The sequence below is a fragment of the Micromonospora globbae genome, assembly GCF_003610785.1.
Lineage (GTDB): Bacteria > Actinomycetota > Actinomycetes > Mycobacteriales > Micromonosporaceae > Micromonospora > Micromonospora globbae.
The window spans coordinates 136,404-159,875 of record NZ_RAQQ01000003.1 but is presented as its reverse complement, the minus strand read 5'-3'; the positions used below and the strand labels follow the sequence as shown (position 1 = coordinate 159,875).

Annotated in this window: 21 protein-coding genes; 11 read left to right on the top strand and 10 right to left on the bottom strand. The window is 75.1% G+C overall.

What is annotated here, in order from left to right; genetic code table 11:
• Positions 1–8 precede the first annotated feature (8 nt).
• On the top strand, positions 9–1,490 hold the full coding sequence (locus D7I43_RS05140; protein WP_120327219.1) for a phytoene desaturase family protein: 1,482 nt from the start codon (positions 9–11) through the stop codon (positions 1,488–1,490).
• Positions 1,491–1,597: 107 nt separating this feature from the next.
• Here D7I43_RS05140 and D7I43_RS05135 read toward each other — a convergent pair whose 3' ends face one another.
• Positions 1,598–2,287: a CDP-alcohol phosphatidyltransferase family protein gene (locus D7I43_RS05135; protein ID WP_120327218.1), complete on the bottom strand. Its 690-nt coding sequence runs from the start codon at positions 2,285–2,287 to the stop codon at positions 1,598–1,600.
• Between the two features lie 38 nt (positions 2,288–2,325).
• Complete coding sequence (gene metF, locus D7I43_RS05130) at positions 2,326–3,243, bottom strand: methylenetetrahydrofolate reductase [NAD(P)H] (protein ID WP_120327217.1); 918 nt, start codon at positions 3,241–3,243, stop codon at positions 2,326–2,328.
• 272 nt (positions 3,244–3,515) lie between these two features.
• Between metF and D7I43_RS05125 the strand changes: the two genes are divergently transcribed.
• On the top strand, positions 3,516–5,174 hold the full coding sequence (locus D7I43_RS05125) for an NsdA family TPR-like regulatory protein (protein ID WP_192902070.1): 1,659 nt from the start codon (positions 3,516–3,518) through the stop codon (positions 5,172–5,174).
• Positions 5,171–6,253: a polyprenyl synthetase family protein gene (locus D7I43_RS05120; protein ID WP_120327216.1), complete on the top strand. Its 1,083-nt coding sequence runs from the start codon at positions 5,171–5,173 to the stop codon at positions 6,251–6,253. The genes D7I43_RS05125 and D7I43_RS05120 overlap by 4 nt, the downstream gene beginning before the upstream one ends.
• 141 nt (positions 6,254–6,394) lie before the next feature.
• On the opposite strand, the gene D7I43_RS05115 is transcribed toward D7I43_RS05120, so the two are convergent.
• Positions 6,395–6,784, bottom strand: a complete 390-nt coding sequence (locus tag D7I43_RS05115; RefSeq protein WP_120327215.1) for an Rv2175c family DNA-binding protein — start codon at positions 6,782–6,784, stop codon at positions 6,395–6,397.
• A gap of 302 nt (positions 6,785–7,086) precedes the next feature.
• Here D7I43_RS05115 and pknB point away from each other — a divergent pair, with 302 nt between their 5' ends.
• Positions 7,087–9,069, top strand: coding sequence for a Stk1 family PASTA domain-containing Ser/Thr kinase (pknB, locus tag D7I43_RS05110; protein ID WP_120327214.1), 1,983 nt, complete (start codon positions 7,087–7,089; stop codon positions 9,067–9,069).
• Positions 9,069–9,935, top strand: a complete 867-nt coding sequence (locus D7I43_RS05105) for a deoxyribonuclease IV (protein ID WP_120327213.1) — start codon at positions 9,069–9,071, stop codon at positions 9,933–9,935. The genes pknB and D7I43_RS05105 overlap by 1 nt, the downstream gene beginning before the upstream one ends.
• 188 nt (positions 9,936–10,123) lie before the next feature.
• On the opposite strand, the gene D7I43_RS05100 is transcribed toward D7I43_RS05105, so the two are convergent.
• From D7I43_RS05100 to D7I43_RS05085, 4 genes are all read right to left on the bottom strand, one after another.
• Positions 10,124–11,155 (bottom strand): threonine aldolase family protein, encoded by a 1,032-nt coding sequence (locus D7I43_RS05100; RefSeq protein WP_120327212.1) that lies wholly within the window; start codon positions 11,153–11,155, stop codon positions 10,124–10,126.
• A gap of 42 nt (positions 11,156–11,197) precedes the next feature.
• On the bottom strand, positions 11,198–12,604 hold the full coding sequence (locus D7I43_RS05095) for a class II 3-deoxy-7-phosphoheptulonate synthase (RefSeq protein WP_120327211.1): 1,407 nt from the start codon (positions 12,602–12,604) through the stop codon (positions 11,198–11,200).
• Positions 12,605–12,701: 97 nt separating this feature from the next.
• The gene (locus tag D7I43_RS05090) at positions 12,702–13,196 is read right to left on the bottom strand and encodes a hypothetical protein (protein ID WP_120327210.1); all 495 of its coding nucleotides are present in this window, start codon (positions 13,194–13,196) and stop codon (positions 12,702–12,704) included.
• A gap of 169 nt (positions 13,197–13,365) precedes the next feature.
• Positions 13,366–14,973 (bottom strand): glycosyl hydrolase family 18 protein, encoded by a 1,608-nt coding sequence (locus tag D7I43_RS05085; protein WP_120327209.1) that lies wholly within the window; start codon positions 14,971–14,973, stop codon positions 13,366–13,368.
• 230 nt (positions 14,974–15,203) lie between these two features.
• Between D7I43_RS05085 and D7I43_RS05080 the strand changes: the two genes are divergently transcribed.
• From D7I43_RS05080 to D7I43_RS05065, 4 genes are all read left to right on the top strand, one after another.
• Positions 15,204–15,692 (top strand): glutathione peroxidase, encoded by a 489-nt coding sequence (locus D7I43_RS05080; RefSeq protein WP_120327208.1) that lies wholly within the window; start codon positions 15,204–15,206, stop codon positions 15,690–15,692.
• A 278-nt stretch (positions 15,693–15,970) separates the two neighbouring features.
• Entirely contained in the window at positions 15,971–16,651 is a 681-nt protein-coding gene (locus D7I43_RS05075) for an NADPH-dependent F420 reductase (protein ID WP_120327207.1), read from the top strand.
• A 337-nt stretch (positions 16,652–16,988) separates the two neighbouring features.
• A complete protein-coding gene (locus D7I43_RS05070; RefSeq protein ID WP_120327206.1) occupies positions 16,989–17,882 on the top strand; it encodes a DUF4397 domain-containing protein in 894 nt (297 codons plus the stop codon).
• Positions 17,879–18,565, top strand: a complete 687-nt coding sequence (locus D7I43_RS05065; protein WP_240032804.1) for a class F sortase — start codon at positions 17,879–17,881, stop codon at positions 18,563–18,565. The genes D7I43_RS05070 and D7I43_RS05065 overlap by 4 nt, the downstream gene beginning before the upstream one ends.
• Before the next feature lie 45 nt (positions 18,566–18,610).
• Here the strand turns inward: D7I43_RS05065 and D7I43_RS05060 are convergent, their stop codons facing one another.
• Both D7I43_RS05060 and D7I43_RS05055 read right to left on the bottom strand, forming a co-directional pair.
• A complete protein-coding gene (locus D7I43_RS05060; RefSeq protein ID WP_147427229.1) occupies positions 18,611–19,930 on the bottom strand; it encodes a hypothetical protein in 1,320 nt (439 codons plus the stop codon).
• Positions 19,900–20,250 carry a DUF2203 domain-containing protein gene (locus D7I43_RS05055; protein WP_120327415.1) on the bottom strand — a complete coding sequence of 117 codons (351 nt, stop codon included), beginning with the start codon at positions 20,248–20,250 and terminating at the stop codon, positions 19,900–19,902. The genes D7I43_RS05060 and D7I43_RS05055 overlap by 31 nt, the downstream gene beginning before the upstream one ends.
• A gap of 214 nt (positions 20,251–20,464) precedes the next feature.
• On the opposite strand from D7I43_RS05055, the gene D7I43_RS05050 reads away from it, so the two are divergent.
• The gene (locus D7I43_RS05050) at positions 20,465–21,757 is read left to right on the top strand and encodes an exo-beta-N-acetylmuramidase NamZ family protein (protein ID WP_120327204.1); all 1,293 of its coding nucleotides are present in this window, start codon (positions 20,465–20,467) and stop codon (positions 21,755–21,757) included.
• Between the two features lie 187 nt (positions 21,758–21,944).
• Positions 21,945–22,526 (top strand): flavoprotein, encoded by a 582-nt coding sequence (locus D7I43_RS05045; RefSeq protein ID WP_120327203.1) that lies wholly within the window; start codon positions 21,945–21,947, stop codon positions 22,524–22,526.
• 123 nt (positions 22,527–22,649) lie between these two features.
• On the opposite strand, the gene proC is transcribed toward D7I43_RS05045, so the two are convergent.
• Positions 22,650–23,468 (bottom strand): pyrroline-5-carboxylate reductase, encoded by an 819-nt coding sequence (gene proC / locus D7I43_RS05040; RefSeq protein ID WP_120327202.1) that lies wholly within the window; start codon positions 23,466–23,468, stop codon positions 22,650–22,652.
• Positions 23,469–23,472: the final 4 nt, after the last annotated feature.

Here is a 23,472-nt window from a genome sequence, read left to right as displayed (position 1 = left end):
AGGCGCGGATGGCGCGGGTCGTGGTCGTCGGCGCCGGGGTGGGCGGGCTGGCCACGGCCGCCCGGCTGGCCGCCACGGGGCACGAGGTGACCGTCTTCGAACGGGCCGACACGGTCGGCGGCAAGCTGGGCCGCCACGTGCACGACACCCCGGCCGGCCCGTTCCACTTCGACACGGGCCCGAGCCTGCTCACCCTGCCGGACGTCTTCACCGACCTGTTCGAGGCGACCGGGGCGAAGCTCGACGAGTACCTGGACCTCGTCCCGCTGGACCCGATCGTCCGGCACGTCTTCCCCGACGGGACGACGCTGGACTCCTGCGCCGACCCGGCCGGGTTCGCCGCCCGGATCGGGGCGGCCCTCGGCGACCGGGCGGCGACCGACTGGCAGCGGCTCTGGCGCCGGGCCGCCCGCGTGTGGGCGGCCTCCCACCGGGACGTCCTGCGCCGGCCGGTCGGCTCGCCCCGGGACCTCGCGACGCTGGCCTGGCGCCTCGGCGACCTGGCCGCCATCGCGCCGGGGCGCACCCTCCGGGGGCTGGGCCGCCAGCACCTCGCCGACCCGCGGCTGCGGATGCTGCTCGACCGGTACGCCACCTACACCGGCGCCGACCCGCGCCGCGCCCCGGCCGCGCTGGTCGCCGTCCCGTACGCCGAGCTGGCGTTCGGCGGCTGGTACCTGCGGGGCGGGCTGGGCACGCTCGCCGACGCCCTGCTGTCGCGCTGCCTGGACCTCGGCGTGGTCGTGCAGACCGGCGCCGCGGTCACCCGGATCGACGCGGCGGGCGGCCGGGTCCACGGCGTACGCCTCGACGGCGTCGCCGCGCCGGTCCCCGCCGACGTGGTGGTGGCCAACTGCGACGCGCTCACCCTCTACCGGGACCTGCTGCCCAGCCCGCGCCGGCTGGCCGGGCTCACCGACCGCAGCCTCGCCGGGTTCGTGCTGCTGCTCGGGGTGACCGGCTCGTCCGGGCTGCCCCACCACACCGTCTTCTTCCCCGCCGACTACGACGCCGAGTTCGACGCCGTCTTCGGCGATCCGGGCCGGGGCGTACGCGCCCGTCCGGCGCCCGACCCGGCGGTGTTCGTCACGGTCGCCGACGACCCGCTGGTGCGGCCCGACGGGCACGAGGCGTGGTTCGTGCTGGTCAACGCGGCCCGCCACGGCACCTCCGCGGGTGCCGTCGACTGGCGCCGGCCGGGGCTCGCCGAGGCGTACGCCGACCGGATCCTGGACGTGCTCGCGGCGCGCGGCGTCGACGTGCGCGACCGGCTGCTGTTCCGCGAGATCCGCACCCCGGCCGACCTGGACACGGCGACCGGCGCGCCGGGCGGGGCCATCCACGGCACGGCCGGCGGCCTGCTCCGCCCGGCGAACCGGGGCCCGGTGCACGGGCTGTGGCTGGTCGGCGGGTCCGGTCACCCGGGTGGCGGCCTGCCGATGGTGACCCTCTCCGCCGAGATCGTCGCCAACGAGATCGGCGTCGCGTAACCCCTCCCCCGCCCCTGCCCCCTGTTCCCCGCGATCTTGCAGTTTCGGCCCGCGGATCGTGGCTTTTGAGGGGTTATGCCGGGGCACGAAGTGCAAGATCGCGGGGGTCAGGGCGCTTCGAGGAGGGCGCGGCGCACGGCGGCCAGGAGTTGGCCCAGCCCGAAGCCGGCGAGCAGCACCCAGACCGCGGTCGCCATGGTGATGGTGCCGGCCGCGAGATCCGGGTCGATCAGCCCCGCGAGCCCGGCCACCAGCAACCCGCCCAGCGCCACCAGGACGCGCGTCGGGCGCTCCCCGACCGTCACGGCGCCGATCTCCCGCATGCCGGCGGAGACCGCCCGCGCCCGCACGTACTCGTGCAGCCAGGAGAGCGCACCGGCCGCCGCCGCGAGCGCGCCCGGCGCACCGACCAGCCAGAACGCGACCACCCAGGCGGCCTCACCGAACCGGTCGGCCAGCGAGTCGTAGACGTAGCCGAGCCGGGTGGTGCGGCCGGTGACAACCGCCACGGCGCCGTCGACGCTGTCCGCCACGCCGGCGAGCAGCACGAACAGCGCCCCGAGGAAGGGACCGTCGCCCGGGCGCACCGAGAACACCGGCACGCACACGCACAGCAGCACACCCACCACGGTGACCGCGGTGGGACCGACCCGGAGCCGGCCCAGGACGTACCCGACGTGATAGGCGAACCGCAGCCAGGCGCGCACCGCGGGGGCGGCCGAGCGGGGATCGAAGCCCCCGTGCAGCCGCGCCCACGCCGTGGCGTAGTCGTCCCACTTCAGCTGTGTGCCCACCACGGATCAACCGTCGCAGCCGCGTTCAGGTGTCGCGGGGCTCAGGCCCGCGCGTCCACGCGGAGGTTCTGCCAGACCTCACGGGTGGCCGTGGAGCGGTTGAGGGTGATGAAGTGGATCCCCGGCACGCCCTCGTCGAGCAGCCGGCGGCACATCTCGCTGGCCTGCTCGATGCCGAGCCGTCGTACGGCCTCGGGGTCGTCGGCGACCTTCTCGAACCGCTCGGCCAGCGCGCGCGGGAAGGGCGCCCCGGAGAGCTGGACCGACCGCTCGATGGTGGCCATCCGGGTCACCGGCATCACGCCGGCGAGGATCGGGGTGTCGCAGCCGGCGGCGGCCACCCTGTCCCGCAGGCGCAGGTAGTCGTCGGCGTCGAAGAACATCTGCGTGATCGCGAACTCGGCGCCGGCCCGGCACTTGCGGACGAAGTACCGGGTGTCGCTGGCCACGTCGGGCGAGCGGGGGTGCTTGTAGGGGAAGGCGGCCACACCCACGCTGAAGTCCCCCGCGTCGCGGACCAGCCGGACCAGGTCCTCGGCGTAGACCACGCCCTCGGGGTGCGGGATCCACTCGCCGCCCGGGTTGCCCGGCGGGTCGCCGCGCACGGCGAGCACGTTGCGCACCCCGACCCCGGCCAGCCGGCCGATCACGTGCCGCAGCTCGGCGACCGAGTGGTTGACCGCGGTGAGGTGGGCCATCGGCAGCAGGGTGGTCTCGGTGGCGATGCGTTCGGTGACCGCGACGGTCGTGTCCCGCGTCGATCCGCCCGCGCCGTAGGTGATGGACACGAACGACGGCCGCAGCGACTCCAGCTCCCGGATGGCCTGCCAGAGCAGGCGCTCGCCCTCGGGTGTCTTTGGCGGGAAGAATTCGAACGAGAAGGTCGGCTGCCGCTCACGGATCAGCTCCCCGATCGCCGGCTGCGAGTTCGGGAGGACGGAGGGGAGACCGAGCGCCACGACCCGACTCTAGCGGGCGACGCCCGCCGGACCCATGACCTTCCCAGCCGGTGGCGACGACCGGGTCGGTGGGGGGCCGGGGCGTACGGCGGCGGCCTCCGTCGGGCGGGAAAGCGTCGTACCCGTGGGATATCCAATGGGCAGCGCGGGCGGGGACGGCCGGTGGCCGGGTCCCGCCGGGGGCCGCGCGGGGGTCGCCACCAGAGCGGTGGCGCGGTCGTCCGGCAGGGGCGGCCGGCGCCCGCCGCGCCGCGCCCGTTCCGGAGGGACCGATGACCCCGACCTCGCCTTTCGGCCCGCCGCTGCTCGGGCCGCTGCTCATCCACCTGCGGCTGGCCCGGGGCTGGAGCCAGCGGCGCACCGCGGCCGAGCTCTGCGCCGCCGCCGGCGTGCCGACGCTGAGTCGGCACGAGGTGTCCCGGTGGGAACGGCAGGTGCGGGTGCCCGGCGACTTCTGGCTGCGCTGGCTCGCCGTGGTCCTCGCCGTGCCCGTCGAACTGCTCACCGACGCGGCGGCCCGCGCCCGCCGGCTCACCCCGTCCCCGCCGGGCGCGGGCGCCCGGTCCCGCGCCGCGCTGCTCGCCCTGGCCCGGAGCTGGCTCGCCGACCCGCTCACCGAGCCGCTGCTCGGCGGGCCCGACCGGTCCACCGACCTGCTGAACGCCCACTCCGACCGGCACACCGGCATGCTGGGGGCCGGGTCCGCGCCCGACCCGCCGAACGCCGGACCCGACCGGCCCACCGGCCCGCTGGGCGCCGGGTCCGCGCCCGACCCGCCGAACGCCGGACCCGGCCCGCTGGGCGCCGGGTCCGCTCCCGGTCCGCCGCCGTCCGCGCCCGGCGGTCCGCGCCACCCACCCGGGCCGCCGGCGTACGCCCTCGACCTGGCCGGCCTGCGGCGGCTGGACGATCTGGCCGGCGGGGCCGACCTCGCCCCGCTCGGCGCGCACCGGCTGCGCCGGGCGGTGCGGGCGCTGCCCCGTTCCGGTCCGGCCGGACGCCGGCGGCTGCTGCCGCTGCTCGCCGAGTCCGCGCAGCTCGCCGGCTGGCTCGCCGCGGACGCCGGCGACCCGGCGGCCGCCCTGGACGCGTACCGCCTCGGGGTGCGCGCCGCCACGGCGGCCGGCGATCCGGCCCTCGCCGGGCACGTGCTCGGCTCGGCCAGCCACCTGCTCGCCGGCGCCGGGGACCCGCGCGGCGCCCTGACGCTGGCCCGCGTGGCGTACGCGGGCAGCCGGCGGTGGGCCAGCCCGGGCCTGCGCGCCCTGCTGCTGCACCGGGTGGCGCTCGCCGCCGCCCTCGACGGGCGGCCGGACACCGCGGCCCGGGCGCTCCGCGCCGCCGAGCGGGCCGCCACGGCGTCCGACCCGGGGCACGAGCCGCCCTGGCTCTACTGGCTCGACGATGCGGAGCTCGCGGCCATGACGGGTCGCACGCTCGTCGCCCTGGGGCGGGCCCGGCCCGCCGAGGCCCTGCTGGCCGCCGCCGCGCGGGAGCCCGGACGGCCCCGCCGCGCGGCGGTCTACGGCGGCTGGCTGGCCCGCGGGTACCTCGAACTCGGCGAGGTGGAACGGGCCTGCGAGGCGGCCGGCGTCGCGTTGATCGACGCGGTCCGCGCCGGGTCGCCGCGGGCCGTGGCCCAGCTCACCGAGGTACGCCGACGGCTGGCCGGCCGTTCACGGGTGCCGGCGGTCCGGCGGTACGCGACGCTGCTCACGACCGCGCGCCCGTACCTGCCCCGGCCGCCCTCCCCCGGGCGCGAGGCGCTGGTCACGACGACCCGCCGACCCCCGTCCCGGCCGCTCGCCCCCGGCGCGAGCGCGGTCGGACACCGGTCACGAAGTCCGCCCCGGCCGCGCAGTGGGCCGGCCCTCAGCCCGTACCGGCGGGTACCACAGGCGCCGCCGGACCGGCTAGCGTTTCGGCCGTGACCGACGCTGCTCCCGTCTCCCCCGTCGACCGTGCCGGCCTCCGCCAGCGGATCGACAAGGCCCTCACCGAGTTCCTCGCCAACCAGCGCACCTGGATGGCCGGTGTCGACGACGCGTTGACACCGCTCGCGGAGGTGATCGAGACGTTCGTGCTGGGCGGCGGCAAGCGTCTGCGGCCGGCCTTCGCCTACTGGGGCTACCGGGGCGCCGGCGGCGTCGACAGCGACCAGGTGCTGGCCGCTCTCGCCGCGCTGGAACTGGTGCAGGCCAGCGCCCTGATCCACGACGACCTCATGGACCGCTCGGACACCCGCCGTGGCGAGCCCGCCGTGCACCGGCGGTTCGCCGCCCGGCACCGCCGCTCCGGCTGGGGCGGTGACCCGGACGGGTTCGGCGACGCCGCGGCGATCCTGCTCGGTGACCTCTGCCTGGTCTGGTCCGACGAGCTGCTGCACTCCGCCGGGCTGGACCCGCGCATGGTGGCCCGGGCCCGCCCGGTCTTCGACGAGATGCGCACCGAGGTGACCGTCGGGCAGTACCTCGACGTCCTCGCCCAGGTGACCCGGGACACCTCCGTGGAACGGGCCGGCAAGGTGGCCCGCTACAAGTCGGCGAAGTACACGGTCGAGCGGCCGCTGCTGCTCGGCGGCGCGCTGGCCGACGCGCCCGCGGACGTCCTGGCCGCGTACTCGGCGTACGGGCTGCCGCTCGGCGAGGCGTTCCAGCTCCGCGACGACGTGCTGGGGGTCTTCGGCGACCCGGCGCAGACCGGCAAGCCGGCCGGGGACGACCTGCGCGAAGGGAAGCGGACCTACCTGGTGGCGGCCGCCCTGGAGACGCTCGATGCCTCCGGCCGGGAGCAGCTCCTGGTCGGGCTCGGTGACCCGGAGCTGGACGAGGAGGGCGTCACCCGGCTGCGAGGGCTCATCACGACGAGCGGCGCCGTGGCCCGTACCGAGGAGCGGATCACCCGGCTGACCGACACGGCGCTGGCCGCGCTGGCCACCGTCGACCTCGAGACCGAGGCCCGCCAGGCGCTGGTCGACCTGGCCATCGCCGCCACCCGCCGCACCGACTGACCCCACCCCCGCCCACCCGCCGCCGCAGCGTCGATCATGAAGTTGTTGCCACGACACGCCGGTACGGATGAAAACAACTTCATGATCACCGCGCCGAAACAGCAGGCACGGGGCAGGTGCGGGGGCCGGGCGCGGGGTGGGTCAGAAGCCGAGGGCCTGGGCGCGGCGCTTGACCTCGCGGGCCTGGTCGCCGCCGAGGGCGGCCGCCGGCGTGCCGGGCAGGGTGTCGTCCGGCTCGTACAGCCAGCGCAGCGCGGCCTCGTCGTCGTAGCCGGCGTCGGCCAGCAGGTTGAGGACGCCCGGCAGGTGCTTGAGCACCTGGCGGTTGGCCACCAGGTCCGCCGGCACCCGGCGGACGCCGTCACGGCGTACGGCGAGCAGCTCCCGGTCGCGGATCATCTGGTGCACCTTGCTGATCGACACGTCGAGACGCTCGGCGACGTCGGGCAGGGTCAGCCAGCCGGCCGGGTCGGCGGGGCCGGCCTGCTCGGGGGCGGCTGCGGCCCCGTCGGCGGGTACGGAATCGGTCACCCGACCACCCTGCCACGCGGCGGCCGGCGCGCACCAACGGCACCCCCGCGTGCCGCCCGCCGACACCCGCCGCCGACCGTGTCGTCAGCCGAACCCGGTGGGGTCGGACAGCATCCGGCGGCGGTGGTCCGGCCTGGTGGACGCACGTCCGACGGGCGACGGACCGCAGGTCGGAGGGGCTGGTCGAGCACGCCGGGACGCACGTCGGAGGGGCTGGTCGAGCGCGGCGGATCGGGCTGGTCGGACCCCGGCTGTAGCATCCTGTTCTACCTTCACCCCCTGGACACATAGACTCCCTGCCGATGGACACACAGGTCGCCGACACGTTGCTGGGCTCGCTGATCGACGGGCGCTACCGCATCCGCGGTCGCGTGGCTCGTGGCGGCATGGCGACCGTGTACACCGCCACCGACGAGCGTCTCGAGCGCACCGTGGCGGTCAAGATCATTCATCCGACCCAGGCCTCCGAGGCCCAGACGCGGCTCGCCGGGTTCGTGGCGCGGTTCACCGAAGAGGCGAAGACCATCGCCCGGCTCACGCACCCGAACGTCGTGGCGGTCTACGACCAGGGCACCCACGCCGGCCTGCCGTACCTCGTCATGGAGTACGTCCGCGGCCGCACGCTGCGCGAGGTGCTCACCGAGCGGCGCCGGCTCAACCCCGACGAGGCGTTGGCGATCTTCGAGCAGATGCTCGCGGCGATCGCCGCCGCGCACCGGTCCGGCGTCGTGCACCGCGACGTGAAGCCCGAGAACGTCCTGGTCGCCGAGGCGCCGACGGGTGGCATGGCCAACCTCGTCGACAGCGTGGTCAAGGTGGCCGACTTCGGGCTGGCCCGCGCCGTCGAGGCCAGCGCCGACGAGGAGAACGGCAACCAGCTCATGGCCACGGTGGCGTACGTCGCCCCCGAACTGGTCACGCAGGGCCACGCCGACGCCCGCACCGACGTCTACTCGGCCGGCATCGTGCTCTTCGAGATGCTCACCGGCCGGGTGCCCTACGACGGCGGTCGCCCCATCGACATCGCCTGGCAGCACGTCGACCGGGACGTGCCGGCCCCGTCGACGCTGGTCCCCGGCCTGCCCCCGGTCCTCGACGATCTCGTGGCCCGGGCCACCCGGCGCGACCCGGGCGCCCGGCCCACCGACGCCGGCGCCCTGCTCGCCGAGGTGCAGGTGGCCCGCGACGACCTGGGCAACCCCAACACGCGTACGGCCGTGCTGCGCCGGATCGCCGACGAGCCGCCGGTGGCGCAGCCGACCATGGTGGTCGCGGCGGTCCGGCCGGCGGAGCGGCCGGCGTGGGCCCGGCTGCCCGAGGGCGCCCAGCGGAGCGGCCGCCGCCGGGCCGCGCCGGAGAGTGGCGGTGATCTGCGGTCGCGGCTCGGCGAGCTGTACGACCGGCTGCTGGGCGAGCGCCGGGGACGGCTGCCGTTGATCGCCGCCGTGGTGGCGCTCGTCCTCCTCGCCGGGGTCGGCGCCTGGTACTTCACGCTGGGCCGCTACACGGTCGCGCCGCAGCTGGTCAGCCTGAGCAAGGCCGACGCGGAGGCGCGGGCCGCCCGCGCCGGCCTCACCCTGGTGTACGCCGAGCCCCGCTACGACGAGAAGGTGCCGAAGGACAGCGTCCTCCTCCAGGATCCGGCCTCGGCGGCCCGGATCGTCAAGGGCGGCACGATCACCCTGACCCTCTCCCTCGGCCCGGAGCAGTTCCCGGTGCCGGACGTGGTCGGCAAGGAGTTCGAGCTGGCCGAGGCGGACCTGACCAACGCGAGTCTCGTGGTGGTCAAGGGCAACGCCCGCTACGACGACAACCTGCCCGCCGGGGTGGTGGTGGCCACCAACCCGAAGGTGGGCACCGAGGTCAAGCCGGGCACCAAGATCACGGTGATCCTCAGCAAGGGCAAGGCCCCGGTCAGCGTCCCCAACCTCGTCGGCAAGAACCTCAACGAAGCCCGGACGATCCTGTCCCAGCTGGGCCTGGTCGCCGTCGAGAACTACAAGGACTCGGACAAGCCGAAGGACGAGATCCTCGGGCAGAGCCCGGCCGACGGCACCGGCGTGGAGAAGGGCACCGAGGTCAAGCTGGAGATCAGCAAGGGCCCGCCGCTCGTGGTCGTGCCCCGGGTGGTCGACCTGCCCTGCCAGCAGGCCAAGCAACTGCTGGAGAGCCAGGGCTTCCCGGTGGCGGTCCAGTTCAACCCGAACGCCGTCGTCCGGTTCCAGAACCCGGGCGAGAACTCGCAGGTGCCCCCGGGCACCCAGGTGACGATCGGATGCTTCTGATGTCCGCGACCGCGTCCCGTCCGGTCGGCGCGCACACGCCGACCTCCGGCGGGCTGGCCAGAGCGGCCCTGCCCTACCTCGACGCGACCGGCGCCGAGGTGGTCCAGGTCTACGTGTCGAACTCCCGCGGGTGGGCGCTGCCGCCCGGTGACCCGGCGCAGGACGCCCTGTTCCGCGCCGGGTGCGACGAGCGGGACGTCCCGGTCTTCATCCACGCGTCCCTGCTCGTGAACCTCGGCTCACCGACCCCGGCCACGGTCGAGCGGTCGGCGCTGACCCTGGCGCACGCCCTGCGCCGGGGCGAGGCCATCGGCGCGCGGGGCGTGGTGTTCCACGCGGGCAGCGCGGTGGACGCCGGGCACGCCGAGGCCGCCATGCGGCAGGTCCGCGAGGCGCTGCTGCCGCTGCTGGACTCGGCCGCCGCGTCCGGCGGCCCGATGCTGCTGGTCGAGCCGAGCGCGGGCGGTGGCCGTTCGCTCGCCTCCCGGGTGGAGCAGCTCGGCCCCTACCTGGACGCGGTCGACCGGCACCCCTGGCTCGGCGTCTGCTTCGACACCTGCCATGCCTGGGCGGCCGGGCACGACCTGGCGGCCGAGGGCGGGATGACCGCGACCCTCGACACGCTGGTCGCCACGGTCGGGGCGGACCGGTTGAAGCTGGTGCACGCCAACGACTCGAAGGACCTGTGCGGCTCGACCCGCGACCGGCACGAGAGCATCGGCAAGGGCACGATCGGCGAGCCCGCGTTCGCGGAGCTCATGGCCCACCCGGCCGCGGCGGGTGTGCCAGTCGTCGTGGAGACCCCGTCGGAGAAGAGCGTGGGCCACGCCGCCGACATCTCGACCCTCAAGCGGCTGCGCCCCTGACCGCTCCCGGCCCTCCGGCTCTCGCGCCTCCGGCTCTCCCGGGTGAGGCCCTCGCGGGTGATCATGAGGTTATTGCCGCCCACGCCGGCGTGTCGCGGCAATAACCTCATGATCGACGGGGCGGCAGGCGGACGGTGGCGGGCGCCGGGGCAGGCGGACGGCGGCGGGGTGGCGGGCGCCGGGGCGGGTTAGCGGCGCAGGACGCGGGTGAGGATGTCCACGGCCCGGTCGACGGCGGCGTCGTCGACGTCCATGTGGGTGACGAGCCGCGCCGTCCGCGGGCCGAGCACCGAGATCAGCAGCCCCTCGTCCCGCGCGGCGGCGGCCAGCGCGTGCGCGTCGAGGGGGGACTTGGTGAGGTCCAGCGGCACGATGTTGGTGCGCGCCGGGGTGGCCAGCACCCCGAACGGGGCGACCGCCTCCGCGAGCCGGGCGGCCTTCGCGTGGTCCTCGGCGAGCCGCTCGACGTGGTGGGCCAGCGCGTACCGGCCGGCGGCGGCCAGGACCCCGACCTGCCGCATCCCGCCGCCCATCCGCTTGCGGATGAACCGCGCGCGCTCGATCTTCTCCGCGCTGCCGACGACCAGCGACCCGACGGGCGCGCCGAGGCCCTTGGAGAGGCAGACCGACATCGTGTCGAACAGCCGGCCGTACTCGACCAACGGCACCCCGTCGGCGACGTGGGCGTGCCAGATGCGGGCGCCGTCGCAGTGCAGCGCGAGCTGCGCCTCGTCGGCGACCCGGCGCAGCTCCCGGAGGGTGGCCAGCGGGATCACGCCACCGCCGCCCCGGTTGTGGGTCTGCTCGACGGCGATCGCGCGGGTCGGCACGGCGAAGTAGCCGTCGGGCCGGACCATGGCGGCCACCACGTCGGGGTCGATGTCCGCGCCGACCGCGGGCCACGTCCGCGACGAGATCCCGCCGTACGCGGCGGCGGCGCCGATCTCGTACGTCACGACGTGCGCGTCGGCGTCGCAGAGCAGCTCGTGTGCGGGCGGCACGACCAGTTGCAGGGCGATCTGGTTGGCCATCGACCCGCTCGGGGCGAACAGCGCCGCCTCGTGCCCGAAGAGCGCGGCGACCTCGGCCTCCAGGGCCGTGACGGTCGGATCCTCGCCGTAGACGTCGTCACCGACCTCGGCCGTGGCCATCGCGTCCCGCATGCCCGGCGTGGGTCGGGTGACGGTGTCCGAACGCAGGTCGATGAGGCTGTCAGGCATGTCGTCTAGTCCTTTCGGCTGCCGGCGGAGGGGGTCGCAAGGTCAGCCACGGAGCATCTCCGCCACCAGGAAGGCGAGCTCCAGCGACTGCTGGGTGTTCAGCCGCGGGTCGCAGGCGGTTTCGTACCGGTCGGGCAGGTCGAGGTCCTCGATGCCCTGGGCGCCGCCGAGGCACTCGGTGACGTCCTCGCCGGTGAGTTCCACGTGCAGGCCACCGGGGTGGGTCTCCAGGCTCCGGTGCACCTCGAAGTAGCCGAGCACCTCGTCCACGATGCGGTCGAAGTGCCGGGTCTTGTAGCCGTTGGACGACTCGTGCGTGTTGCCGTGCATCGGGTCGCACTGCCAGACGACCTTGGCGCCCGCCGCCGTGACCTTGGCGACGATCGGCGGCAGGACGTCGCGTACCCGGTGGTTGCCCATGCGGCTGATCAGGGTGAGCCGGCCCGGGACGTTGTCGGGGTTGAGCTTCTCGCACAGCTCGATCGCCTCGTCCGGCGTGGTGGTCGGCCCGAGCTTGACGCCGATGGGGTTGGCGATGCGGGAGATGAAGTCGATGTGCGCGCCGTCGATCTGCCGGGTGCGCTCGCCGATCCAGAGGAAGTGCCCCGACAGGCCGTACGCCCGGCCCCCGGAGACCCGGGTCAGCGCCCGGTCGTACTCGAGGGCGAGCGCCTCGTGGGAGCAGTAGAGGGTGACCGTGCGCAGCGCCTCGTCGTCGGTCAGGCCGCAGGCCCGGATGAAGGCGAGCGCCCGGTCGATCTCCCGGGCGATCGCCTCGTAGCGCTCGCCGGCCGGGGAGTTCTTCACGAACCCCTTGTTCCAGTCGTGCACGGCGTGCAGGTCGGCCAGCCCACCGGCCAGGTACGCCCGGAGCATGTTCATGGCGGCGGCCGAGTTGGCGTACGCCCGGATCATGCGCTGCGGGTCGGCGACCCGCGCCTCCGGCGTGGCCTCCAGCGAGTTGATCATGTCGCCGCGGTACGCGGGCAGGCCGCGCGCGTCCGTCGGCAGCGACCTCGGCTTCGTGTACTGCCCCGCCACCCGGGCGACCTTCACCACCGGCAGGGAGGCGCCGTAGGTGAGCACGATCGCCATCTGGAGCAGGGTGCGGGCGTTGGCCAGCAGGTGGCTCTCGGTGTTGTCGGCGAAGGTCTCCGCGCAGTCACCGCCCTGGAGCAGGAACGCCTTGCCCTCGCAGACCAGCGCGAGCCGCTGCCGGAGCTGGTCGACCTCGTACGGGGCGACCACCGACGGCACCGTGTCCAGCACCTTGCAGACCTCGGCGACCTTGGCCGGGTCCGGCCACGGCGGCGTCTGCGCGCGGGGCAGGTCCCGCCAGCGGTCCAGGCCGAGGGCCGCGTCCTCGGCGGAGTCCACGGTCGGACGGCTGGTCTGCAGCCCCGGGCTGCCCACCGCGGGATGGCTCAGCTGATGCCACTCATGGCGCATGACAGAAAGCGTACGGCGACCGCCGGGCGGGCCGGTCGGCGAGGGGGACGGTTCCGGCAGCTGGGAGGTCACCGGCCGGAAGTGGCATCGATCCTGGTCAGGACGCCGGGGTGGGGGTCGGGGTGGCGGCCGCGCTGGGGTCGCCCGGCGCCTCGCCGGCGATGCACCAGTCGGCGCCGTCCCGCGTGACGGTGAACACCAACGACCGGGTGGCCTTGCGTGTGCCGGCGGCGACCGAGACCGAGACGTCGACCTCCTGGCCCCGGGGACCGGGGCGGATGTCGGTGATGGCCGCCTGCGACACCTCGAAGTGGTCGGCGAAGTCGCCGTTCGGGCCGGTGGCCGCCCCGTCGAAGGCCTCGTGCAGCGGCGCGCAGAGCTGGCTGCGCCCGGCGGCCACGTCCTTGGCGACCATGGCGTCGAGGTACGCCTGCACCCGCTCCCGGGACTTCGCGGACGCCTCCTCCGCCGGGGCCTGGTCGGGCTTCGCGGGCTCCTCGGCGTCTCCGACGAGGCCGCAGCCGGCGAGCGCGGGCGGCAGGACGGCGAGCGCGGCGGCGACACCCGCCAGTCTCCGGTACGTCACGCCCATCAACCCCTCCCCTCGCCCGCGAACGGTCCGGACCTGCCGAGCGGCGAGTCTGTCACATGGAGCTGAGCGGCGGACAGGGGTGCCCCGCGACACCCCGACGCGACACGCCGGGCGGGGAGGGACGGTGCGTGTCCCTCCCCGCCGTGTGGGTGGTGCGTCGGCCTACGGCTCAGCCGAGACCGCCCTTGATGGCGCCGATCAGCTCGCCGTTGCCAGTGTCACCGGAGAGCTCCCAGAAGAAGGCGCCACCGAGGCCCTGGTTCTTCGCGTACGTCATCTTGCCGTTGATCGTGGCGGGGGTGTCGTAGCTCCACCAGTTGCTGCCGCACTTGGCGTACGCCGTACCGCCGACCGTGCCGGTGGTCGGGCAGCTGTTCTTGAGGACCTTGTAGTCCTCGATGCCCGCCTCGTAGGTGCCCGGGGCGGCTCCGGTGGCGCTGCCACCCGGGGCGGCCTGGGTCACGCCGGTCCACCCCCGGCCGTAGAAGCCGACGCCGAGCAGCAGCTTGTTCGCCGGGATGCCCTTGCTCTTGAGCTTCTGGATCGCAGCGTCGGACCAGAAGCCCTGCTGCGGGATGCCCGGGTACGAGTAGAGCGGCGAGTGCGGGGCGGTGGGGCCCTGCGGGTTGAAGGCGCCGAAGTAGTCGTACGTCATGGGCATGATCCAGTTGAGGTGCTGCGCGGCGCCCGCGTAGTCGGTGGCGTCGATCTTGCCGCCGTTGCTGCCGTCCGCCGTGATGGCGGCGGTGACCAGGGCGTTGGCCCCGAACTTGGCGCGCAGCGCGGCCACGACGTTCTTGAAGGCGTTCGGGCCGCTGCTGTCACAGGTGAGACCGCAGGCGTTGGGGTACTCCCAGTCGACGTCGATGCCGTCGAAGACGTCCGCCCAGCGCGGGTCCTCCACGAGGTTGTAGCAGCTCTCGGCGAAGGCGGTCGGGTTCTGCGCAGCCTGGGTGAAGCCGCCCGACCACGTCCAGCCGCCGAAGGACCAGATCACCTTCAGGTGCGGGTACATCCGCTTGAGCTTGCGCAGCTGGTTGAAGCTGCCGCGCAGCGGCTGGTCCCAGGTGTCCGCGACGCCGTCGACGCTGTCCGCCGCGGTGTACGCCTTCTCGTAGTCGGCGTAGCTGTCACCGATCGAGCAGCGGCCGCCGGTGGTGTTGCCGAACGCGTAGAGGATGTGGGTCAGCTTCGACGCCGAGCCGCTGGTGTGGATGTTCTTCACGTGGTAGTTGCGGGCGTACACGCCCCACTCGGCGAAGTAGCCGACGACCTTCTTCCCGTTCGGGTCCGGCGGCGGGGTGGTCGGCGGGGTCGTGGTCGGCGGCGTGGTGGTGGGTGGGGTCGTCGTGGGCGGAGTCGTGGTGGGCGGGGTGCCGCCACCGCAGGACGCGCCGTTGATGGTGCAGTTCAGCGGCGCCGCGTACGGGCCGCTGCCGTTGAAGCCCCAGCTGAAGGAGGCGCCGGGTGCGAGCGACCCGGCCCAGCTCTTCTTCACGGCCACGTAGTGGTTGCCGGTGCGGGTCACGTCGGCGTCCCAGAAGCTCGTGATGGCGGAGCCCGACGGCAGGTCGAACTCGATGCGCCACGTGCTGACCGTGGCGTCCGAGCCGTTGGTGATGGTCACCCGGCCCTCGTGGCCGGTCCCCCAGTCCTGCACCTTCGTGAACGTGGTCGTCACGCTACCGGCGCCGAACGCGGTGGCGACGGGCGCCAGGGTGGCGGTCAGCGCGACCACGGCGCCGGCCCAGAGGGCCCGGCGGAGTGATCTCTTCATGGCGTCTCCCTAAACAGTTAGGAAACTTTCCAAAATGTTGGTGAGACGCTACTCACGGCGTCATCGCCAAGTCAAGATGTGCATGTTTCGATTTCTCGCACCACCCGCCGACCCTCCCCGTTGATCATGAGGTTGGCGGGGGCTTTGATCTCCGCCGCGCCCGTCAACCTCATGATCGACGGGGTCGGGAGGCGGGAAGGCGGGGAGGTGGGGAGAGTAGCCTCGGGGCCGTGACCGTCTTTGACATTTCGATCGATGCCCTGGGCGGCGGCCCCGCCGACCTCGCCCAGTACCGGGGACGCGCGCTGCTGGTGGTCAACGTGGCGTCGCGCTGCGGCCTCACCCCGCAGTACGCCGGCCTGCAGGCCCTCGCCGAGGAGTACGCCGACCGCGGGCTGGTGGTGCTCGGAGTGCCGTGCAACCAGTTCGCCGGTCAGGAGCCGGGCACCGCCGCGGAGATCAGCGACTTCTGCCAGGTGAACTACGGCGTCACCTTCCCGCTCACCGAGAAGGTCGAGGTCAACGGCCCGGGACGGCACCCGCTCTACGCCGCCCTCGTGGACACCCCGGACGCCGACGGCCACACCGGTGACGTGCGGTGGAACTTCGAGAAGTTCCTCGTCGCCCCCGACGGCACGGTGGCCGCCCGGTTCGCCCCCACCGTGGAACCCGGCTCCGCCGAGCTGCGCGCCGCCGTCGAGAAGGTGCTCCCGGCCTGACGGCGCCACCCACCGACGGGGCAGAACTCCCCGACCGCCCGCCCCGCCACCGGCCACGGCAGTACGGTGTGCGGGGCGGCGGACGGCGTGGCCGGGCGGCGCCCCGGTGGGCCGGCCGCGCCCCAGTGGGCCGTCCGCGACCCGGTGGGCCGTCCGCGCCCCGGTGGGCCGTCCGCGCCCCGGTGGGCCGTCCGCGCCCCGGTGGGCCGTGCGCGACCCGGGGACGCGACACCGGTCCGACCGGAGATCGGCCGCAGGAGACGGAGTTGGCGCCAGACATGACGACGGTGGGACTGATCGGCAGCGGCCACATCGGCGGCACGGTGGCCCGGCTGGCGGTGGCCGCCGGGTACGACGTGGTGCTCAGCAACTCGCGCGGCCCGGAGACGCTGCGCGACCTGGTCGAGGAGCTGGGCCCGCGGGCCCGCGCGGCGACGCCGCCGGAGGCGGCGCAGGCGGGCGAACTCGTGGTGGTCAGCGTCCCGCTGAAGGCCTACCGCGACGTGCCGGTCGAGCCGCTGGCGGGCAAGGTCGTGCTCGACACCAACAACTACTACCCGCAGCGCGACGGGGAGATCGCCGAGCTGGGCTCGGGCGCGACCACGAGCAGCGAACTGCTCCAGCGCCACCTGCCGCAGGCGCGGGTCGTCAAGGTCTTCAACAACATCAACTTCCGGCACCTGCGGACCCTGCCCCGGCCGGCCGGCGCGCCCGACCGCACCGCACTGCCCATCGCCGGCGACGACGCCGACGCGAAGGCGGCGGCCCGCGCGTTCCTGGACCGGATCGGGTACGACGCGGTCGACGCGGGCGCGCTCGCCGACGGCCGCCGCTACCAGCCCGGCACACCGGCGTACGGGGTCATCTACCTCGCTGACCCGTCCGACATGGAGCACGCGGCGTCGGCCGGGGCGGACACCGTCCGCGAGGCGCTCGCCGCCTTCGACGCCGCCGCCTGAGTCCCGCCGCCCACCCACCGCCGCTGCGGGGGTTCGTCGCGCTCGCTCTTCGCCCGGTTCTCCTCCCGCCAGGACGACTCGCCCGCCATGAACCGCCGCTCGCGCCGATCTCGTTGTCACACATGCGCAACCCGAGGTCCCACGCCCGCGCCGCGAGTCGGCGTGCGCGGCCCGGTCCGCCGACGAGGGCGTGCCTCCCTTCGACGGACACCGTCCCTGGTGGACACCGCTCGTCAGCGATCGATCGGCGTGTCGGCCCGGTGAAAGTTGCGCGATAGTCCCGCCGACGGGACGCTAGCCGCCGGACGCATCCACCGGACGCACCCCCGGAGGCCACATGCACCTGCTCCGCACCGCGCCGCGCCGCCTGCTCGCCGGAGCCGGGGCGCTCCTGCTCGGCACCGGGCTCGTACTCGCGGCCGGGCTCCTCACCGGCACGGCCACGCCCGTGCACGCCGCCGCCCCCGCCGCCGCGGCGGGCCCGGATACCGGCGTCGGCTACGTCCGGCTCGCCCACCTCTCCCCCGACACCCCGAGCGTCGACGTCTACCTGGCCGCCCGCGGCGCGGCCGAGCCGCGCGTCTTCCCGGGCGTCGGCTACGGCGTGCTCTCCGACTACCTGCCGCTGCCGGCCGGGCGGTACGCGGTCGCGATGCGCGAGGCGGGCGCACCGGCCGGTGATCCGCCCGTGCTCACCACCGAGGTCGCCGTGGTCAGCGGTGAGGCGTACACGGTGGCCGGTGTGGGCCGCTACGCCGACCTGGGCCTGCGCGTGCTGCACGACGACCTGAGCGCGCCGGACGGCGGCCGGGCCAAGGTCCGCGTGGTGCAGGCCTCGGTGCGCGCGCCCGTGCTCGACGTGGCCTGCGCCGACGGCCCGACGCTCGCCACCGGAGTGCAGTTCGCCACGACGACCGACTACCGGCTCGTGGAGCCGGGCACCTGGCGGCTGAGGCTTTCCCCCGGCGGCGGCCGGGCCACCGAGGCCGAGATCCGGTTGAGCGGCGGCGCCGTCTACTCGCTGCTGGTGCTCGACGCCGAGGACGGCGGACTCACCACCGAGCTGCGACGCGACGCGCAGGGCGGCACGGTGGTGCCGTCCGGCGGGGTGGACGCCGGGGCCGGCGGCACCGCCGGGGGCGGGGCGCGTCCGGGGATCGCCGTCGGGCTCGCCGGCATCGCGCTGCTCGGCGGTCTCGTGCTGCTGCGCCGGGCGCGTACCACCTGGTGAGCGGGGGTCGCGGCCCGGCGGTCCGGCGGCACCGCCGGTCCCGGCCGCCGGCCACCGCGCTCGTCGCGTTCGGCGCGGCGATCTGCCTGGCGGCCGGGTCGGGGGTCGGGCTGGCCACCACCGCGCGACCGCCGGTCGACCCCCCGGCGGCGACCGCCTCCGCACCGTCGCCGCTGGCCGCCGGCCGGCCACCGGGCTGCGCCGGGGAATGCCCGCCGGCCGCCCGCTCCGCGCCGCGCGGGCAGCCCACCCGGGTACGCGTACCCCGCATCGGCCTCGACGCCCCGCTCGCGGTGCTCGGGTTGGACCGTTCCGGCGCGCTCGTGCCGCCGGCCGACTTCGACGTGGCCGGCTGGTACGGCGGCGGCCCCGCACCGGGTGACCCCGGCCCGGCGGTGCTCGCCGGGCACCTCGACTCCCGCCAGGGTCCGGCCGTGTTCGCCCGTCTCGGCGAGCTGCGCGCGGGCGACACCGTCGAGGTGCGGCGCGGCGGTCGGTGGCTGGCGTTCCGGGTGACGGGCGCGTTGCGTACGCCCAAGGACCGCTTCCCGACCGCCGCGGTGTACGGCCCGACGCCCGGCCCGGAGCTACGCCTGGTCACCTGCGGGGGCGACTTCGACCGGCGGCGCGGCCACTACCGCGACAACGTGGTGGTCTTCGCGGTCGCCGAGCCGGCCGCCTGACGACCCGGGGGCGCGGTGCGGGCGCCCGACGCGGGCGGCACGCGGTCAGCGGTCGGCGGCCACCACGGGCGGGCGCCGCGGGCGCCGGGCGAGGGCGGTGTGCGCGGCGACCAGCAGGCCGGACAGCGCGCCGAGCAGCCACACCAGGGGGCGGGGCAGCTCCACGAGCCGTCCGACGAGCCCCTCGACCCGGGGCGGGTCGCCGACCAGGTACTCCCCCTCGTCGCCGGCGCAGGTGACGGTCCACCGGCCCGGCGCGGGCAGCCGGAACGTGCCCACCCACCGGTAGCTGACGCCGTCGCCGTAGCGCACGGTGCCGGGCACGGGCGTGAGCCCCACCCGCCGGCTGTCGGCCGTCACGGCCCGGCAGTCGCGGATTGCGCCCAGCCCCACGGCGAAGACGGCCAGCCGACCCGGCCGCGGCACCACCACCTCCACCGGGCTGCCCACGGGCGCGCTGACCCCGGTGCCCGTGGTGACTGCGCTGGTCGCCTGCCGCACACCGTTCCCGATGGCGGCGGGGATCAGCACGAGGCCGGCGACGACGAGTGCGGCCGCGACCGCGTACCGGCTCCGCCCCGGCGGCGCGCCCCGTTCCGCCGCCGGGTCGCCGGCACCCTCCGATCCGGACGGATCCGCGCCGGCCCCCTCGGGCGCCGGCCGCCGGACGGCCAGCGCCGCCATCACCGCCACCAGCACGGTGACGGTGAGGCTGAGCCCGGCCGGCCAGTGCCGGTAGGTCCACGCGACGCACTCCGACGGCGCCAGGCTCATGCAGCCGGGCAGGTCGTGCGGCTGCGCCGAGCCGACGAGCCACAGCCGGACGGCGGCCAGCGGGCCGGGCACCGCGGTCCCGGCGAGCGCCACCTGGCCGCCGACGAGCAGCACACCGAGCGCCAGCAGCAGCACCGAGCGGCGCAGGAGCGCGCCGAGGGCCGCGCCGAAGGCGCCGGCCAGCACCGCGAGCGCGACGCCGCGCACCGGCAGGCCGCGGAGGGCGCCGTCGACCTCCAGCGGTACGACGAGACGGAAGTACAGCAGCGTGGCACCCACGTACGCGCCGGCGAGGAGACCGCCGCCGATCGTGGCGACCGCGAACCGCTCGGGAAGGCGTCCGGCGGCACGCGCGCCGTACCGGGCCGCGAGCAGGAACGCACCGGCCGAGGCCACCACCACCGAGGCCATGGTGAGCGTCCGCAGGTCCGCCCGCCAGCCCGCGTACCGGCCGGCGCCGAGGGCGGGCAGGGTGAGCAGCAGGACGGCGGCCGCGGCCGCCAGGATCCGACCGGGGTACGGCAGCCAGTCCCGGACCGCGTGGCGTACCTCCCGGCCGGTCACACCGGGCGGCGGCCGGCGAAACCGCACTCGACGCGGTGGTACCAGCCCACGTCGGTGTCCCCTTCCAGCCAGCACCAGAGCACGGGCCGGCCGTCGCGCTCTCCGGGGAAGTCGAGCAGTACGGGGGCGATGCCCTTGACCTGGACGTCCACCTGGTGCAGGTCCTCGATCACGGCGTGCAGCCGGGCCTCCAGCGCCTTGACCTCGGCCCGGCCGCCCAACGGGCTGACACCCGGTCCGGCCAGGTCGGCGCGCAGCTCGGCCAGGTCGGCGCGGAGCCGGATCAGCTCGTCGACGCGCGGGCGCAGGGTGGCCATCAGGTGCCGGGCCTGGGCGAGAGTGAACACGCGGCCAGTATGGCCGCTCCGGGCCGCCGACGGGCGCCGCTGCGGCCCGCCGACGGGCACCGCCCGGCCGCCGACGGGCACCACTGCGGCCCGCCGACGGGCGCCGCTCCGGGGCCGCCGCGGGACCGCCCCGCCGGCCCGTCATGTAGCTAACCTTCCTTGACGGGGCATTGAGATGTAGCTAAGTTTCGACGCAACCGACGGGAGGTGGACCGTGGAACGCAGACGATTCCTGGCCAGCGCGGGTGCGGTGACCGCGGGAGCGGTGGCCGCGGCGGCGCCCGGATCGCCCGGCGCGGCGGCGCCCGGCATCCGGCGCGTGCAGACCGGCCTCGACGTTCTGGTCCGGTCCCGCTTCGCGGAACTCTCCGGGCAGCGGGTTGGCGTGATCTCCAACCCGACCGGCGTCGACTCGGCGTACCGGCACCTGGTCGACCTCATGCACGCCTCGGGCGCGGTCCGCATCGCCGCGGCGTTCGGCCCCGAGCACGGCTTCCGCGGCTCCGCGCAGGCCGGGGGCAGCGAGGGCACCGGGATCGACGCCCGCACGGGCATCACCGTCTACGACGCGTACGGCGCCTCCCAGGCGAAGTGGGAGAGCATGTACGCCGAGGCCGGCGTCGACACGGTGGTCTTCGACATCCAGGACGTGGGCGCCCGCTTCTACACGTACATCTGGACGATGTACACCTCGATGGCCGCCGCCGCGCGGACCGGCAAGCGGTACGTGGTGCTGGACCGGCCGAACCCGATCGGCGGGACGGCGCGCGGCCCGATGATGACCCCCGCGTACACCTCCGGGGTCGGTCTCAAGGAGATCGTCCAGCAGCACGGGATGACCGTCGGCGAGCTGGCCCGGTTCTTCAACGCGGAGTTCCTGCCCGCCGAGGCGGGCCGCTCCGTCGACCTGCACGTCGTCGCGTGCCGGCACTGGAAGCGCACGGCGCTGGCCGCGGACACCGACCTGCCGTGGGTGATGCCGAGCCCCAACATGCCCACGCCGGACACCGCCCTCGTCTACCCGGGCACCGGCCTGTTCGAGGGGGTCGCCTCGATCACGGAGGGTCGGGGCACCTGCCGGCCGTTCGAGCTGATCGGCGGCCTGGCCGACGACTTCGACTACCACTGGTGCGACCGGCTCAACGCCCGCGAGCTGCCGGGCGTCGAGTTCCGCGAGGCGTACTTCACGCCGACGTCGGCCGGGCAGAAGCCCGCGCTGCTGAACAAGCTCTGTGCCGGCGTCGAGGTGAAGGTGGTCGACCGGGCCGCGTACGACCCGATCCGGACGGCGGTCGCCATGCTGGTCGAGGCGCGGAAGTACCCGGCGTTCGCCTGGCGGCAGGACTCGTGGGACGCCGCGCGACCGTACTGGGTGGACAAGCTCAGCGGCTCGCCCCGCCTGCGCACGATGATCGACGCCGGGGCCGACGTGGACGACGTGGTCGGCGCCTGGGCCGACGAGCTGGCGGCGTTCGAGCGGCGGCGCCGGCCGTACCTGCTCTACTAGGGACGGACGGAGGGGTCACTGTCGACGCTCGACGTCGGTCGGGGGCCCCTCCGCTCCCGCGTTCGGCTGACCCGCCGCTCAGCCGACGGGCGAGGTCGGCCGCCGGTCCGGTCGATGGACCGGAAAACGGCTCGCGTCGGTGGACGGATCGATAGTCTCGGCTGCGGAACCTTCGATAGGAGCCGTCATGCCCGGAACATCCCGATCTCCGGTCCTCCACCTCGTCGTCTGCGACACCGAACCGACCTCCGAACTCGCACCGTTCATCGCGGCCTGCCAGGAGCTGACCTGGGAGGTCCACGTCGTCAGCACGCCCGACGCGCTCGACGCGGCGGGCCGTACGCGCCTCGCCGACCTCACCCACCACCCCGTGCGGGAGGACGACGGCACGGAGGCGCTCGACCCGCTGCCGCCGGCCGACGCCTTCGCCGTCGCGCCGGCCAGCTTCGACCTGGTCAACAAATGGGCGTACGGCCTCAACGACAACCTCGCCCTGCGCCTGCTCAACGAGGCGACGGGCATCGGCCTGCCGGTGGTCGTCGTACCCGCACCCGACCCCGGCCTGGCCCGGCACCCGGCCTTCCGGGAGAGCCTGGACCGCCTGCGGCACTGGGGCGTGACCGTCACCCGGCCCGCCGACGAGGGTGACCGGGTGCCGTGGCAGGCCGCCGCGCAGGTCGTCGCGGCCTGGACGCGGTTCGCCCGCGTCCCCGCGCAACCCACCGCCGACCGGTCCCGCGACGACGAGCTGGTGACCCAGTCCGGCTGAGAGCCGGGGGTGCGCACGAGATCGTGCTCGATCCCGGATGTAGTGGTGTCGAAGCGCCGCCGAGGCCACTGCATCCAGGATCGAGCGTGATCATGGAAGCCGGCCGGCCCGCCGGTGGGTGGCTCAGTCGTTCTGGGAGGCCAGCTCGCGGGCGCGGTCCCGGGCGGCCTCCAGCGCCGCGAGCAGCGCCGCCCGTACGCCGTGCTTCTCCAGCTCGCGTACGGCGGAGATGGTCGTGCCGGCCGGCGAGGTGACCGCCTCGCGCAGCTTCACCGGGTGCTCGCCGGAGTCGCGCAGCATGACGGCCGAGCCGATGGCCGTCTGCACGATCAGCTCGTGGGCCACCTGCCGCGGCAGCCCGAGCAGGATGCCGGCGTCGATCATCGCCTCGACCAGCAGGTAGAAGTACGCCGGGCCGGAGCCGGAGAGGGCGGTGACGGCGTCCTGCTGCGACTCGGGCACCCGGATGGTGGCGCCGAGCGGCTTGAACATCTCCTCGGCGAGCGCCAGGTGCGCACCGGTCGCGTGCGCGCCGGCCGAGATGGCGGTCATCGCCTCGTCGACCAGGGCCGGGGTGTTGGTCATGACCCGCACCACCGGGGTGCCCTCGGGCAGCCGGCGGTTGAAGAACGTGGTGGGCAGGCCGGCGCAGAGCGAGATCACCAGCTTGTCGGCCGGCACCTTGGGCCCGATCTCCTCCAGCAGGGCGGCGGCGTCCTGGGGCTTGACGGCGATGGCCAGCACCTCGGCCTCGTCCACCGCCACGAGGTTGTCCACCACCCGTACCCCGTAGCGGGTGGCCAGTTCCTCCGCGCGGGCGGGACGGCGGGCGGTGGCCAGCAGGCGGTCGGCCGGCCAGCCGGAGCGCAGCAGGCCGGAGAGCATCAGCTCACCGATCTTGCCGGCGCCGATCACCGCGACGGTGTGCACCCGGGCTGCCATTCCC

Bases quoted from the DNA above. Each gene is read 5' to 3' on its own strand.
- D7I43_RS05140 (WP_120327219.1), top strand. From the start codon at position 9: ATGGCGCGGGTCGTGGTCGTCGGCGCCGGGGTGGGCGGGCTGGCCACG.
- D7I43_RS05125 (WP_192902070.1), top strand. From the start codon at position 3,516: ATGACCCCGACCTCGCCTTTCGGCCCGCCGCTGCTCGGGCCGCTGCTC.
- pknB (WP_120327214.1), top strand. From the start codon at position 7,087: ATGGACACACAGGTCGCCGACACGTTGCTGGGCTCGCTGATCGACGGG.
- D7I43_RS05105 (WP_120327213.1), top strand. From the start codon at position 9,069: ATGTCCGCGACCGCGTCCCGTCCGGTCGGCGCGCACACGCCGACCTCC.
- D7I43_RS05100 (WP_120327212.1), bottom strand. From the start codon at position 11,155: ATGCCTGACAGCCTCATCGACCTGCGTTCGGACACCGTCACCCGACCC.
- D7I43_RS05095 (WP_120327211.1), bottom strand. From the start codon at position 12,604: ATGCGCCATGAGTGGCATCAGCTGAGCCATCCCGCGGTGGGCAGCCCG.
- D7I43_RS05090 (WP_120327210.1), bottom strand. From the start codon at position 13,196: ATGGGCGTGACGTACCGGAGACTGGCGGGTGTCGCCGCCGCGCTCGCC.
- D7I43_RS05085 (WP_120327209.1), bottom strand. From the start codon at position 14,973: ATGAAGAGATCACTCCGCCGGGCCCTCTGGGCCGGCGCCGTGGTCGCG.
- D7I43_RS05075 (WP_120327207.1), top strand. From the start codon at position 15,971: ATGACGACGGTGGGACTGATCGGCAGCGGCCACATCGGCGGCACGGTG.
- D7I43_RS05070 (WP_120327206.1), top strand. From the start codon at position 16,989: ATGCACCTGCTCCGCACCGCGCCGCGCCGCCTGCTCGCCGGAGCCGGG.
- D7I43_RS05045 (WP_120327203.1), top strand. From the start codon at position 21,945: ATGCCCGGAACATCCCGATCTCCGGTCCTCCACCTCGTCGTCTGCGAC.
- proC (WP_120327202.1), bottom strand. From the start codon at position 23,468: ATGGCAGCCCGGGTGCACACCGTCGCGGTGATCGGCGCCGGCAAGATC.